Origin of the sequence: Blautia luti (assembly GCF_013304735.1) — a bacterium.
Lineage (GTDB): Bacteria > Bacillota > Clostridia > Lachnospirales > Lachnospiraceae > Blautia_A.
On the sequence record NZ_JAAITI010000009.1, the window covers coordinates 99,818 to 113,539 of the forward strand.

The 13,722-nt window shown below is 45.0% G+C and carries 18 protein-coding genes and 1 pseudogene; all 19 read right to left on the bottom strand.

What is annotated here, in order from left to right; all coding sequences use genetic code 11:
* Positions 1 to 5: 5 nt before the first annotated feature.
* The gene (gene atpH, locus G5B06_RS07290; RefSeq protein WP_015525579.1) at positions 6 to 509 is read right to left on the bottom strand and encodes an ATP synthase F1 subunit delta; all 504 of its coding nucleotides are present in this window, start codon (positions 507 to 509) and stop codon (positions 6 to 8) included.
* Positions 490 to 990 carry a F0F1 ATP synthase subunit B gene (gene atpF / locus G5B06_RS07295; protein ID WP_295272265.1) on the bottom strand — a complete coding sequence of 167 codons (501 nt, stop codon included), beginning with the start codon at positions 988 to 990 and terminating at the stop codon, positions 490 to 492. Before atpF ends, atpH begins: the two co-directional genes overlap by 20 nt.
* 51 nt (positions 991 to 1,041) lie before the next feature.
* Entirely contained in the window at positions 1,042 to 1,260 is a 219-nt protein-coding gene (gene atpE, locus G5B06_RS07300; protein WP_021652814.1) for an ATP synthase F0 subunit C, read from the bottom strand.
* Between the two features lie 63 nt (positions 1,261 to 1,323).
* The gene (locus G5B06_RS07305; protein WP_148446002.1) at positions 1,324 to 1,989 is read right to left on the bottom strand and encodes a F0F1 ATP synthase subunit A; all 666 of its coding nucleotides are present in this window, start codon (positions 1,987 to 1,989) and stop codon (positions 1,324 to 1,326) included.
* Between the two features lie 182 nt (positions 1,990 to 2,171).
* Positions 2,172 to 3,176, bottom strand: coding sequence for a biotin--[acetyl-CoA-carboxylase] ligase (locus tag G5B06_RS07310; RefSeq protein WP_330384911.1), 1,005 nt, complete (start codon positions 3,174 to 3,176; stop codon positions 2,172 to 2,174).
* A 261-nt stretch (positions 3,177 to 3,437) separates the two neighbouring features.
* Complete coding sequence (locus G5B06_RS07315) at positions 3,438 to 4,424, bottom strand: helix-turn-helix transcriptional regulator (RefSeq protein WP_148446004.1); 987 nt, start codon at positions 4,422 to 4,424, stop codon at positions 3,438 to 3,440.
* A 15-nt stretch (positions 4,425 to 4,439) separates the two neighbouring features.
* Positions 4,440 to 4,694, bottom strand: a complete 255-nt coding sequence (locus tag G5B06_RS07320; RefSeq protein ID WP_148446006.1) for a hypothetical protein — start codon at positions 4,692 to 4,694, stop codon at positions 4,440 to 4,442.
* A 233-nt stretch (positions 4,695 to 4,927) separates the two neighbouring features.
* Positions 4,928 to 5,620, bottom strand: a complete 693-nt coding sequence (locus G5B06_RS07325) for an LrgB family protein (RefSeq protein ID WP_173762373.1) — start codon at positions 5,618 to 5,620, stop codon at positions 4,928 to 4,930.
* On the bottom strand, positions 5,617 to 5,979 hold the full coding sequence (locus G5B06_RS07330) for a CidA/LrgA family protein (protein ID WP_148446008.1): 363 nt from the start codon (positions 5,977 to 5,979) through the stop codon (positions 5,617 to 5,619). The genes G5B06_RS07325 and G5B06_RS07330 overlap by 4 nt, the downstream gene beginning before the upstream one ends.
* A gap of 132 nt (positions 5,980 to 6,111) precedes the next feature.
* Positions 6,112 to 6,561 carry a metallophosphoesterase family protein gene (locus G5B06_RS07335; protein ID WP_148446010.1) on the bottom strand — a complete coding sequence of 150 codons (450 nt, stop codon included), beginning with the start codon at positions 6,559 to 6,561 and terminating at the stop codon, positions 6,112 to 6,114.
* 14 nt (positions 6,562 to 6,575) lie between these two features.
* Positions 6,576 to 7,763, bottom strand: a pseudogene (locus G5B06_RS07340) (endonuclease Q family protein); the annotation flags it as partial.
* A gap of 159 nt (positions 7,764 to 7,922) precedes the next feature.
* The gene (locus G5B06_RS07345; RefSeq protein WP_173762374.1) at positions 7,923 to 8,726 is read right to left on the bottom strand and encodes an urease accessory protein UreD; all 804 of its coding nucleotides are present in this window, start codon (positions 8,724 to 8,726) and stop codon (positions 7,923 to 7,925) included.
* Positions 8,727 to 8,743: 17 nt separating this feature from the next.
* A complete protein-coding gene (gene ureG, locus G5B06_RS07350) occupies positions 8,744 to 9,352 on the bottom strand; it encodes an urease accessory protein UreG (RefSeq protein WP_173762375.1) in 609 nt (202 codons plus the stop codon).
* A gap of 19 nt (positions 9,353 to 9,371) precedes the next feature.
* The gene (locus G5B06_RS07355; protein ID WP_173762376.1) at positions 9,372 to 10,085 is read right to left on the bottom strand and encodes an urease accessory protein UreF; all 714 of its coding nucleotides are present in this window, start codon (positions 10,083 to 10,085) and stop codon (positions 9,372 to 9,374) included.
* 9 nt (positions 10,086 to 10,094) lie between these two features.
* Positions 10,095 to 10,574 (bottom strand): urease accessory protein UreE, encoded by a 480-nt coding sequence (locus G5B06_RS07360; RefSeq protein ID WP_173762377.1) that lies wholly within the window; start codon positions 10,572 to 10,574, stop codon positions 10,095 to 10,097.
* 18 nt (positions 10,575 to 10,592) lie between these two features.
* Positions 10,593 to 11,099 (bottom strand): AmiS/UreI family transporter, encoded by a 507-nt coding sequence (locus tag G5B06_RS07365; protein ID WP_148446020.1) that lies wholly within the window; start codon positions 11,097 to 11,099, stop codon positions 10,593 to 10,595.
* Positions 11,100 to 11,205: 106 nt separating this feature from the next.
* Entirely contained in the window at positions 11,206 to 12,927 is a 1,722-nt protein-coding gene (gene ureC / locus G5B06_RS07370) for an urease subunit alpha (RefSeq protein ID WP_148446022.1), read from the bottom strand.
* Positions 12,928 to 12,939: 12 nt separating this feature from the next.
* Positions 12,940 to 13,299, bottom strand: coding sequence for an urease subunit beta (ureB, locus tag G5B06_RS18985; RefSeq protein WP_148446024.1), 360 nt, complete (start codon positions 13,297 to 13,299; stop codon positions 12,940 to 12,942).
* Between the two features lie 12 nt (positions 13,300 to 13,311).
* Positions 13,312 to 13,614, bottom strand: a complete 303-nt coding sequence (ureA, locus tag G5B06_RS18990; RefSeq protein ID WP_148446026.1) for an urease subunit gamma — start codon at positions 13,612 to 13,614, stop codon at positions 13,312 to 13,314.
* Positions 13,615 to 13,722 lie beyond the last annotated feature (108 nt).

Below are 13,722 nucleotides of genomic sequence, written 5' to 3' on the forward strand. Positions count from 1 at the left end.
CAATTTCACCTCCGGGTTAATTTCTGTTTCAGTTTCTTATAACGTCCGATGAGGCTCCAGTCGTACTCACGATCTCCTGCCCTGAGAACAAATCCACCTACAAGGCTTTTATCCTCTGTAAGGGTAAGTTCCACTTCTCTGGCAGAAAACTGGCTACGGAGAAACTCCTTCATCTTATTTTCCTGCTCTTCGGCAGGACGTGTTACATAAAGAAGCTCTGCCTTGAGAATTCCTTTCTGTTCCCGGCTGTAAGCATCATAAGCTTCAAGGATCTCTCCGATTCTGTCAATCTTCTGATACTTACACGTTACTTTAAGAAAACTCTTCATTTCCTGCGGAAAAACCCGCTCTATTACCTGTTCTTTTTCTTTGAGGGAAACAAGTGGATTTTCAAGCATCTTACCTATCTCAGGTGTATTCTTAAAAATCCTTCCTGTTTCGCAGATTGCCTCCCCCGGGACAGAAAGACCGTATAATGCTTTTGCATAATTAATGGACGTCTCTGTCATGAGGATCACCTGCTCCTTCTAAAAACTGGTCATATAGGGACATATCCTGTGCTTCGTCGTTCTTTTTTCCCATGATTCTGGATGCTGCATCCATAGCCAGCTCGGCAACCTTGCCTTCCATCGCTTTCATAGCAGCCTCCTGCTCAGTGCTGATATCTCTTCTTGCTTTCTCAAGAATCTGACCAGCCTGATCATTGGCTCTCTTCACGATGCTGTCTGCCTGTACTTTTGCCTCGTCCTTAGCCTGCTCTACAATACTGAAGGATTCTTCCTTCGCAGATTTCAGTGCATCCTCATACTGTCCTTTCAGCTGGTTTGCTTCAGCGGTTGTCTTCTCAGCTGAAGCAAACTGTTCGTCGATCATGGCTTTTCTCTTTTCCATGACAGCAATGATCGGTCCGAAAAGGAACTTTTTCATTAAAAGATAAAGAACGATCAGGTTTATAATAGTAAAGACAAGGTTGATATCAATTTTAATCACCTGGTCCACCTGCCTCTCTTAATCCTGAATTTATTGTCTCGTCTTTACCTATTAGCCAAGCATGATGATGATCAGAAGACCAATTACGAAACCGTAAATAGCTGTTGCCTCTGCAAGAGCACATCCAAGAAGAAGTGCTTTACTGATCTTGCTCTCTGCCTCAGGCTGTCTTGCGATAGCTTCTACTGCTTTGGATGTTGCGAGACCGATACCAATACCTGCTCCGATACCTGTAAGAACTGCGATAGCTGCACCAATTGCGATTAACATAGTTTTTTCCTCCTGTAAAATACAATTTTTTTCATTTTTGAATCAAGCGGATGTTCCGCTTCACTACTCAATTGCTTCCTTGATAAACAAGGATGTTAAGAATACAAATACATATGCCTGTATGAATCCGTCGAAGAAATCAAAATACAGACTGAATGGTATGGGAAGAATAGCCGGACAAACAAACTCCAGCAGTTTCATAACTACGAAACTTCCCAGAACATTACCAAACAACCGCATGCAGAGAGATGTAGGTCTGATCGCGATTTCCAGAATATTGATTGGAAGCATGATCGGAACCGGCTCCGCAAAGCTTTTCAGGAAACCTTTCAGTCCCTTTTTGTGAAAGCCTGCATATTCGATCAGAATAATGCTCATCAGCGCCAGCGCAATGGTCACGTTCATGTCCTTCGTTGGTGGTGTAAAACCAAACACGCCTGCGATATTGGCTATTCCGATGTAAATTACGGTTGACATCAAATAAGGCACATACTGTTTGCCTTCTTCTCCAAGGATACCCATGAAGAAATCCTGAAGAAAACTTACCCCGGATTCCAGAAGCAACTGCTTCTTACCCGGATTTTCAACACTGAGATTCCGAACTAAGATCAGAGACAGAATCACAAGAACCGCCATGATGACCCATGTGACTACCACACATTCTGCAATTGGTATTCCACCAAACACCGGAATGGTAAAGGCTGTCTTGCTGTTTAGCTCTTCTGCCAGTGTACTTGATAAATCTCCCGTTTTTCTCCCTCCTTTTCTCTTGGCGCTGATCGCATCTTTTTATAATTGGTATGACCACGCCTTGTAGTTGACTTTATTTTACTCCGCATTTCCAGAATGTCAATATTATTTTTGCCTGTTTTGCATAAAAATGTATCTATTTTTTGTGCAAAATAGACAATTCATTTTGACTGATCCTCATCCGGCTTCCTGCGTACGGAAACTTCTCCATAGGAAAGCAGGGTTTCTGAACCATCCTGTTCTCTTACAACAAGCCTTCCATCCGGTGCTATAGCCTCGGCATAAGCCTCCCTTGTACGCGCTCCGTCTGTGATCACGATCATATTTCCAGGAATGATATTATTTTCTGTATATTCTCTGGAAAGTCCCGGAGTTTCTACTTCCATAAGAAGCTGATTGGCAATCTCCGCCACAAGAATACTGCAGTTCACATGTTCTGCAGCCTCCCTGCTTCCAAACAGTGCACCTGCCGTTTCCTGTATCTCTTCCGGAAATCCGTCTTCCGGTACATACAGATTCAATCCGATTCCAACAACCGCAAACTCGATGTTTCCACTTTCAAAGTCTGTAACAGCCTCAGTCAGTATTCCACACACTTTCCTGTCGTGAAGATACAGGTCATTGACCCACTTGATCCCAAGGTCAATCCCGCAGATTTTCTTCACAGCACGGCACACTGCAGTTGCTGCCGCTGTCGTGATCAAAAGGCCTTCCTTCAGAGTCCGGTCTGGTCTTAGAACGATACTCATATAAAGTCCTGCATTTTCAGGGGAATAAAAACTTCTGCCTCTGCGGCCTCTTCCGCTTTTCTGCCTGCGCGCCAGTATCAGTGCGCCATGGCCTGCTTCTCCTGAAAATGCAGCCTCCTTGGCTGCCCGGTTTGTAGAATCCAGTTCTCTGTATATTTTTACAGGGACATCCGGATGATCGAGGTAAAGCCGTATTCCTTCTTCTGATAAACGGCTGCCGCCTCGAAGTACATAGCCTTTGTTTGGTCCCGCTTCTATGGTATATCCCTCTTCCCGAAGGGATTTCACAGCTTTCCAGATGGCTGCCCTTGTGCAGTTCAGTTCTGCTGCTGCCGCTTCTCCGGATATCAGTTCATTCTCGTGCTGCTCCAGAAGCTTCAGCATTCTTGCTTTTACAGTCATATCTTCACCGTCCATAATCTGCCTGAAATGGCAAAATTTGTTCCCTTCCAAGAGACGAAAGCATTATAGCACTTAAACATCGCGATGTCTATTATCTTTTTTACATATGCTGTCTATATTATTTTTATATTTCAGATATGTTTATTATATAATTTTTCTCATTTTTGTCTGTTTTCATTAATTTTTTTGGGAATTATTTCTGCAGAAAACGTACAGATTCAGGAATAAATCTTCCTGAATCTGTAGTATACGCAGATTTTCTTTGGTATAGATTTATCATTTGTAATTAGAAAGACTTTTCTCAAGAAATTCCCGGTACCTGCCGCGTACATCATCTGGTGACGCGATTACCGCATCCGGGCCAAGACTGGCTATCCAGCCAAAAAACTGATCACTGACGTTTACACGGACCAGCGTTTTGAAATGTTCATGATCCTTCCTCTGGATCATAATGTCCCTGCCAAACCGGTCCAGTACAACTCCGACCAGACGGTTATGCGCTTCCAGACATATGGTTTCTTCTTTACCGCCAAACATCCCAAAGGTTCTGGATGTCAGCTCTCCCGCATCATAATTCTCAAAAAGCTCCCTGCCGCTGCGGGCTGCCTCCTCAAGGCGGATCTGCATGATCTTGTCTACCCGGTAGTGCTTCACTCTGCCACACTTCTCATCACAGGCGACCAGATAATAATTCTCATTCTGCCACACAAGTCCCCAGGGACTGACACGGTACCGTTCTCCATTCTTCTTCAGCCGCAGCTCCTTCTCCACTGTCCATTCGCAGTACTGAAACGAAATCTGCTGATCCTCGGTAAGTGCTCTCTGAATCTCATCAATACTGTAATACACACTCTCATTCATAGTCCGCACACGGTTCTGCACAAAAACCTGGCGACGCAGCTGTCTGGCCTCATGGACACTCGCAAGGCTCTCCAGCTTCCCGATCAGCTGGCGGGACTTCCCACTGGTAATAAATCTGGACGACTGTACCGCATCTACCAGAAGTTTCAGTTCCGGAAGCTCAAATTTCCGGCTGGCCAGATAAAAACCTGCCGGCTGTTCTCTGCGGTTGAGAATGTCCATTCCAAAATTCCGTAATGTTTCAATGTCATCGTATACGGTTTTGCGCTCTGCGCTGATTCCCAGGCTGTTCAGATAAATGATCAGTTCCTTCACAGACATCGGATGTTCTTCATCTGTCCGTTCCAGAAAAACACGCATCAGATATAAAATTTTTATTTTCTGGTTAAAAACCCTGGGCATTCCGACTCCTCCGTTCTATTTATCTGTCAGTGAGGCAACCACTGCAAAGTATAATACCATGAATGCGAGCACAACAGCAATGATATCCGCTCCCTTAAAATCAAAATTAAGGATCATCGCGCCACCGATCATGATCTCTATTGTCAGAAGTGCTCCCAGAATCATAGCCATTCCGGAAGAAAGCTTCTGCTTCCCGGTGTGTCTGTGCTCTGTCTCCACGTATCTTCCCTCTGCCAGTGCAACCTTCCTGCTGTTCTCTGTATTCCACATAAGATCCATCCTCCCTGTTATATGTTCATTCACGATTTATCGAACATATTTTCCAAACATATTTTCTGTATGTTGGTATTATAGCGCATTATAAGTCCGATAAAACGGTATAAACATGGTTTTTCCGAACATTTGTTTATTTTGCACAAAAATATGTTCGATTTTACAGCAAGAAAAAAGTCTGCCAATAACAGCAGACCTTTCATACACATTTCTTTTCTATGGAAACAGGATTACATCATTCCGGCAAATACCGATGCGCCTACAACAGTAAGCAAACCGGCCACTGCAATAGCAAGACTGCTCATAGCACCTTCCACAGGACCAAGCTCCATGGCTTTGGCTGTTCCGATGGCATGGGCGGAAGTCCCAAGTCCAAGTCCTCTTGCGATCGGCTCCTCGATCTTTGCAATCTTATACACAACCTCTGCGATCATATTTCCAAGAACTCCTGTGATAATGATCACGGCAACTGTGATCGTCACAATGCCGCCAAGTTCCTCGGAAACACCCATTCCGATAGCTGTTGTGATGGACTTCGGGAGCATAGTGACATATTCCTGATGGTTGAAACCAAACAGTTTGGAGATAAGCAGAATACTGCAAAGTCCTGCCAGGGTTCCGGAAATAATTCCAGCTGCTACTGCCTTGAGATTCTTTTTCAGCAGATGGATCTGCTCATAAAGAGGTACTGCCAGGCATACGGTTGCCGGTGTCAGAAGATAACTGATGTATTTTCCACCTTCGTTATAATCATTGTAATCAATGTGGAATATCAGAAGAACACCAATGACACAGATGATTGAAATCAAAAGGGGATTGAAAATCGCCATTTTAAATTTCTTTTTCAGGATAAGACCAATCTCATAGGCAATCAGACTTATCATCGCTCCGAAAAATGCGGAGTTTTTTATGAATTCCATCATTTTTCAGTTCCTCTCTTTCCTTTTCGGATTACTCCCTGTGTCACTTTTCCTGTTACGACCATTACAACCACCGTGCTGATAAACGTCATGATGAGAACCGGTACACAGATCGGTTTCAGAGAACTCCAGGCTGTAATCAGCCCCGCACCTGCCGGCACAAACATCACCGGCATAATCTCAACCAGAAAATCTGCCGCACCTTTTACCTGATCCAGTTTCAGAATACCTGTGAGCAGTGCCACCAGCATAATCACCAGACCATAAACACTGGCCGGTACCGGAAGTGGGAGAAAAGTTTTCAGTAATTCTCCAATGACGGAAATCAGCAGGATGATGCTGAACTGCTGCACGTACTTCATGTTACATCCCTCCTGATTCATTTCAAACGGACATTGCAAAAGTGGTCTTACCACTTTTTGTTTTAAACGTTTTCTTATTATACGCTCCAAATCTTAAATTACAAGGATTGTTTCCCATAAAGTACAAAAAAGCTACAGTATAATCTTTTCTATCTGATACTGTCCGTCCTCCACGGTCATTACCGCCATAGTGACCTCTCCTCCAAAACGACTTCTTCCACAGCTTCCCGGATTCAGCCACAGACGGCCATCTACGTACTTTTCAAAGTACTTATGGGTGTGCCCGAAAATTACAACCTGCGTGTCTCCCAGATCCCATGCCACATCTTTTTTGTTATGAACCATAAAAAATTTCACTCCGGCGATGGTAAAGCTTAAACTGGTACGCAGGTTTTCTGCCCAGTCTTTGTCATTATTTCCACGAACCACATAAAGGTTTCCCATAGAACGCAGCACGTCCAGAATCTCATCCTTATTCACATCTCCCGCATGAAGAATGTATTTACAGTCTTTCAAAATTTCCAGCACCTCCGGGCGCAGAAGGCCATGGGTATCTGAGATAATCCCAATTTTTTCTTTCATATCTTCCTCCGTCAGAATAATTCTATCTTTCCATACTCTCCGTCAAATCCTGGTTTCCGTATAACTTCTCCGGCACGAAGGCGACGAATTCCCTCCGCCAGGGAAGCCCCGCCCACAGTCCGGATATCTTCACAGGGTACCTTACGCAGAATTTCAAATTCGGCACCCAGTTTTCCAAGAAGCATTTCATACTGTCCCTGAACTTTTTTGCTTGCTGTGGAAAATCCCACACAGGCGGAAATCACCTCCGGTAAAGGCACAAGGCTTTCATAGGGTCGTCCACTTTCCGGCATGGCAGCCGCACCTTCATCTCTGTCCGAAAGCTGCAGAATTCTGTGATCCACTCCCATGGTCAGTTTCTTTCCACAGACCGGACAGATTCCATTATATTTTTCGGCTTCCCGTGGACTTAAACAGACACCACATTTTCTGTGTCCGTCGTAATGATACTTTCCTTCCTCCGGAAAAAACTCAATAGTTCCCTCAAGCCCTTCCCCCTTCTGGACAGCATTCCACAGACCTTCGTAAGAAAGTTCCATATCCAGAAGATCTGCCTCTCTTCCCAGTTTGGATGGTGAATGGGCATCTGAATGAGATACCAGCTGATAACCGTCCAGTGCCGAAATCTGCCAGTTCATCACCGGATCTGAAGATAATCCCGTCTCCAGCGCATGAATATACGGTGTCAGATCCCCGAAGCACTCTTCTATGGTATCAAAACCGGATTTTGCCCCGAACAGAGAAAAATGTGGCGTCCAGATATGCGCCGGAATATACATGCCTTCCTCACTGACTTCCAGCATGATTTCCAGAAGATCGTGGCAGGGCAGCCCCAGAATAGGCCGGCCATCGGAATGGATATTTCCGATTTTTTCAAGCCTTGCGGCAAAAGCATCTGCTTCATGGAATCCGGGAAGCAGGATCAGGCTGTGTACCTTTCTGGTTTTTCCGTCTTTTTTATAGATAGAACTGATTTCTCCTGACAACACAAATCTGGGGACGTTTCCCGGATACTGCAAGGCTTCGGGGAGAACATACTCCTCTTTCAGCCGAAAGAGGCCCTGCTCCGCCGGAATCAGCTTTTCTTTTAATTCCTGCCTCCAGAGCGGATGTGTCATATCTCCTGTTCCAATCAGTGTAATTCCCTTTTTTCTGGCCCAGAGATCCAACATCTCCATCGTCCCGTCTTTACTTGTTGCCATGGAAAATCTGGAATGGATGTGTAAATCTGCAATCTGCTTCAAAATTTTTCCTCCTGTAGTAAAGCATTCCTACCTGTATTATAATTTCCCACCGGCGGCATGTACATCCTGTTTTCCATTTTCCTGTTATGAAAAAATTCCCATAAAAAAAGAATCCCCTCAAAAGGGATTCTCTTTTTCTTCAAAAACTGCCTTGATTTCCTCTGCCACTTCCTGAAGTTTCTGAGCACGGTGTCCCAGAATACGGACAGCCAGATCTCCGTGGACCAGCTGTGTCACGCCACCGTCACACTCCTTCTCAGCTTCCAGAATTTCCCAGATTTTCTCCTGCATATCGCCTGCCGGACCACTTAAGAATATGTTTGCCATATGCGTACACCCCTCATACATTCCCAGGCACTTCATGTCCATTATTTCCGGAATATAACGCGTGTTATCCCGGTAAACCAGCCGGTTTTCCCGTCGGATATTCACTCTGGACGCAAATTTCCGATACCGGAACTGCTCATCAGATGCCTTTCTTCCGCAGGAAATAATTTCCAGCAGAAACAACCTGGCACTTTCGTCTGCCAGATCAATTTCCATGGTACTGTCAAAGGCAGACTGGGCATAAGGAATCACAGGCTGTGGATAATAATAAAAAACAGCGTTTTTCTCCACCTGAGCCTTTACGTGACGGACAGCCTCTCCTTCTTTCATCTTATGAACCTTATCAAAAGACTGGGACAAAAATTCCATGTCTGTACCTTCTGCCACAGAAAAATCAAACTCCTGTCTGTCTCCTTCCATAATCCCCGCAGAAGCACACAGTGGCATTACCGAGATTCCTCCGTTTTTCTTTGGAAAGGGATTCATAATCTTATAAGGTGCGGTAAAAGCAACATCTTCTATTATCGTCTTTCCATTTCTTAATCCGGTACGCAGAGAAAGCCTGGAAAGTTTTCCAAATTTATTCTCAGACAAAAATTATCCCGCCTTTCTTACAGACCTTCCAGCAATACATTCTTTTTGATCCATTCCACAACTGTATCCACGTTCTCATCTCCGCGGATATTGGTAAACACAAAAGGTCTTTCCCCTCTCATTTTTCTGGAATCCCGTTCCATAACTTCAAGACTTGCACCAACATAAGGTGCAAGATCAATCTTGTTAATCACCAGAAGATCTGATCTGGTAATACCCGGTCCTCCTTTTCTCGGAATCTTATCTCCTTCTGCCACATCAATAACAAAAATCGTCGCATCGACAAGCTCCGGGCTGAACGTTGCAGAAAGATTGTCTCCACCACTCTCAATAAAGAGCAGCTGAATGTCAGGAAAGCGTTCCATCATTTCATCCACAGCCTCAAGATTCATGGATGCATCCTCACGGATGGCAGTATGAGGGCATCCTCCGGTTTCAACACCGATGATACGTTCTACCGGAAGTACACTGTTTTTTGCAAGAAACTGGGCATCCTCCTTGGTGTAGATATCGTTTGTAATAACACCAATGCTGTAGTCCTTTGCCATTTTTCTGGATAAGGCTTCAATCAACGCTGTTTTTCCGGAACCAACCGGTCCGGCAACACCGATTTTTACATATGACATAAAAAAATCTCCTCTCTGTTTACGACATATAAAGTCTGGAGTAAAGCTTCTCATGCTGAATTCCGCGAATATCAAATCCAGGTGCGGACAGGCAGAGATCGTCCTCCGTACAGTCCATAATATAGGACAGTATTTCTTCGAATTCCTCATAGCACCCGCAGAGAAGTGTCTGTCCCGCACTCTGACTCAGCGGGATAGTCTTTACACAGTTGGTCACCATTGCAGATGTCTGGGCATAAAGATAGTGATAAAGAGTCTCTTCCTCTTCAATACCAAGAGCGGCACAAAATACCCCATATGCACAGCAGTGGCTTACCGGTTTTCCCTTTCGGGTTTCCAGATATTTTTCAAAAACTTCTCTCTTTTCCATAGGAATTTTTTCCTGTGGAAGTTTGCAGACCGTTTTCGTAAAGCGGGAACCCATTTTTCTGGATGCCTCTCTCTGTTCCATGGGAATTCTGGATGCACCCAGGATTTCTTCCAGTATATCCAGCGCATCCACATCTTCTTTCAGTGCATATTCATAAGCCAGTCTTACACCCAGAAGATCTGTGCAGGCCAGATTCAGTTTCAGTTTTTTGCTGATATATTCTGCCGCCGTTTTTTCATCATGGACCCTTCCCTGCTGAATATACGTCTCCAGTCCCTGGGAATGGGAATAACCTCCGATTGGAAAAAGAGCATCATTTACCTGCAGAAGAAAAAAACGGCGGATTTCTTTCTTTTTATCCATACAGATTCCTCAATGATGATGATTGTGGACAGCTGCTGAGATTCTCCGGTCAAAGTCCAGTTTCACAGTCTTTTTCTCTGCTTTTACACCATGAATCTTTTCCAGCATAACCATCATCGGTTCATTATAGATTGTAATAAATGTGTTTTCCTGGTCTCCCCAGAAAAGCGGTGCATGGCGGTTTCCGATCTCATAGCAGACTTTTGCCACATATTTTTCATGTCCCGGTTCCAGAGATACTTCGATTACCTCACAGGGCGGTGTATTCACAGCAATTATCGCTCCATCCTCTTCACCGATCACATCATCCTGAAAAAGTCCTCTTGTAAGCACGGAATCATCCAGGCGAATCCCTATTTCACGGTCTTTGTCCGTAATCTTTCTGTGAATTTTCTTGAACGCTTCATGCCACTCAATATCCACATATTCCACCGTTTTTCCGGTCAGATCAAAATCCTTTAATTTTCCCAGAATTTTTTCACAAAGCATATATTTTCTCCTCTGTTTTTACCATACTCCAAGAAGCATCATTACGCCCGGTATCCAGGCTGTAACCACTCCTTCAAACACCTGAAGCCCCGGAACAAATTTTCCAAGTTTTTTGCCCATGATGTCCTCCACAAAGGCTGTTCCCCAGAGAATTGCCCAGAGATACCAGATTCCTGCCCAGCGAAGATCCGGTGTAATTCCAAGAACCTCGCTGCCCAAAAATCCCTCAATGGTTCCAAATACAACTGCATTGACAGCTACAAATGTGGAAAACCAGGCAAAAGGAACCGGATTCAGTTTCAGAATTTTTGAAAAAGCGACAAACAGGTAGGTAAAGCAGAACAGAAGTCCTGTTCCCGCCGCATAGTAATTTCCCTGTACAAGGTTTACAAAGTTAATAAACAGAGACAGTCCGCCTGTAAAAATATTCATAACTGCAGCGGATTTTCCATCTACATTATATAAGGTACACATTCCGTTATTGATCAGAACAATTCCTACAAATAAAAGGCATACTCCTAACATCTGTTTTCCTCCCTATGGTAAAGTCTGTCCGTCCGGAAACAGTCTCCGGAGACCTTTACGCGTCCCGGAAGACTGCAGTCCGAACGAATATTAACTGCTATGTCTTTTAGAACAGATTGTAGAGCTGTGTAAGCGGAAGTTTCTCGGCAGGTTTGGATGTAATGGCCTCTCCGTCTACCGTTACTTCATAAGTTTCAGGATCTACGGTAATTTCCGGTGTACGGTTGTTGAATACCATATCCTTCTTGGCAATGTTTCTGCATCCTTTTACAGGCACGACTGTTTTTTCCAGACCATAAGCCTCCTTAATGCCCGCCTCATATGCAGCCTGAGAAACAAAAGTAAGGCATGCCTCGTTCTTTGCTTTTCCATGAGCAGCAAACATTGGCTGATACATAACCGGCTGTGTAGTTGGAATGGACGCATTGGCATCGCCCATCTTGGAAGCGATGATCATTCCGCCTTTGATGATGATATCCGGCTTTACACCGAAAAATGCAGGATTCCACAGAACAAGGTCTGCAAGTTTTCCTTCCTCAACAGATCCTACATAACTGGAAATTCCATGCGTAATGGCTGGATTGATGGTATATTTTGCAATATAGCGTTTTACACGGAAATTGTCATTTCCTTTTCCTTCGTCTTCCGGAAGGGCCCCCCGCTCATCTTTCATTTTGCTGGCTGTCTGCCAGGTACGTGTGATAACTTCTCCTACACGTCCCATTGCCTGGGAATCGGAACTCATCATACTGAAAATTCCCATGTCGTGAAGAACGTCTTCCGCTGCAATGGTCTCAGGACGGATACGGGAGTCTGCAAAAGCCACGTCCTCCGGAATTTTTTTGTCCAGATGGTGGCATACCATCAGCATGTCCAGATGCTCGTCCAGCGTATTTACCGTATACGGCATGGTCGGGTTTGTAGAAGATGGCAAAACATTTCCTGCGGCAGCAGCACGGATAATGTCCGGTGCATGTCCGCCGCCGGCACCCTCTGTATGGTAAGTATGGATGGTTCTTCCACCGATGGCAGCAAGAGTATCTTCCACACATCCACCCTCATTTAAGGTATCTGTATGAATAGCAACCTGCACGTCATACTCATCCGCAACATTCAGGCAATGGTCAATTACTGCCGGTGTTGCTCCCCAGTCTTCATGGATCTTCAGTCCCATGGCACCGGCTTTTACCTGTTCGATCAGTGGAGCCTCATCGGAGCAGTTTCCTTTTCCGAGGAAACCAAGATTCATCGGATATTCCTCGGCAGCTTTCAGCATCATCTTAAGATTCCACGGTCCCGGAGTACAGGTTGTTGCATTTGTTCCATCTGCAGGACCGGTTCCGCCTCCGATCATGGTTGTGACACCGCTGTACAGGGCACAGTCAATCTGCTGCGGACTGATGAAATGAATGTGGGTATCAATACCACCGGCTGTGACAATCATACCTTCTCCTGCCAGTGCTTCTGTGGAAGCTCCTACCGTCATTCCGGGAGTCACACCATCCATGATATCCGGGTTTCCCGCTTTTCCGACTCCGACAATTTTTCCGTCTTTGATTCCGATATCGGCTTTGACAATTCCTGTGGCATCCACAATCAGAGCATTGGTAATCACAAGATCCAGATCTCCGTCACGGCTGCATGTTTTTACCGACTGACCCATTCCGTCACGAATGGTTTTTCCTCCGCCGAATTTCACCTCGTCTCCATATGTGGTGTAATCTTTTTCGACCTCGATTACAAGACTGGTATCTGCAAGTCTTACCTTGTCGCCAACTGTAGGGCCGTACATCATTGCATATTTTTCACCGGAAATTTTTACGCTCATTTGTGTCCCTCCTTATAAGAATCCCTTTAATGCTGCCTTTTCCATGGAGGCTTTCTTAGTGTCCTCTGCTGCCCTTGCTCTTGTCAGGTCATTCAGACCAAATACGCGTTTTCTGCCGCCCATCTCTGTCAGCTGTACCTCTTTTTCTTCACCCGGTTCAAAACGTACCGATGTACCGGACGGAATATCCAGATGATATCCATAAGCGGCCTCACGGTCAAAAGAGAGGCATTTGTTTACTTCAAAAAAATGGAAATGAGAACCTACCTGTACAGGACGGTCGCCTTTGTTGGCAACCAGAATTTTTGTGGTCTTTTTCCCTTCGTTTAGTGTAATTTCTCTGTCTGCGGGAATGATTTCACCAATTTTCATGTCAATTCCTCCTTACTGAATCGGATTGTGTACAGTCACAAGCTTTGTTCCGTCAGGAAATGTTGCTTCCACCTGCACTTCGCCAAGCATATCTGCCACGCCTTCCATCACCTCGTCCTTTGTGAGGATCTTGGTTCCAAGCTGCATCAGTTCCACGACTGTTTTGCCGTCACGTGCAAGCTCCAGAAGCTCTGAGCTTATATAAGCCAGCGCTTCCACATAATTCAGTTTCAGTCCGCGTTCCTTCCTCTCCTTTGCCAGATTTCCGGCCATATGGAGCATGAGTTTTTCCTGTTCCTTCGGGGTAAGTCTCATTGTTTCTTCCTCCTTTTTGCCTGTCATTGGTTAGTTCTGACTAATTTAGTCCAAGTCAAGACCACCCGCTTAGCGGGTGGCTTGCTCTGTCCCTATAAGGGACTATTC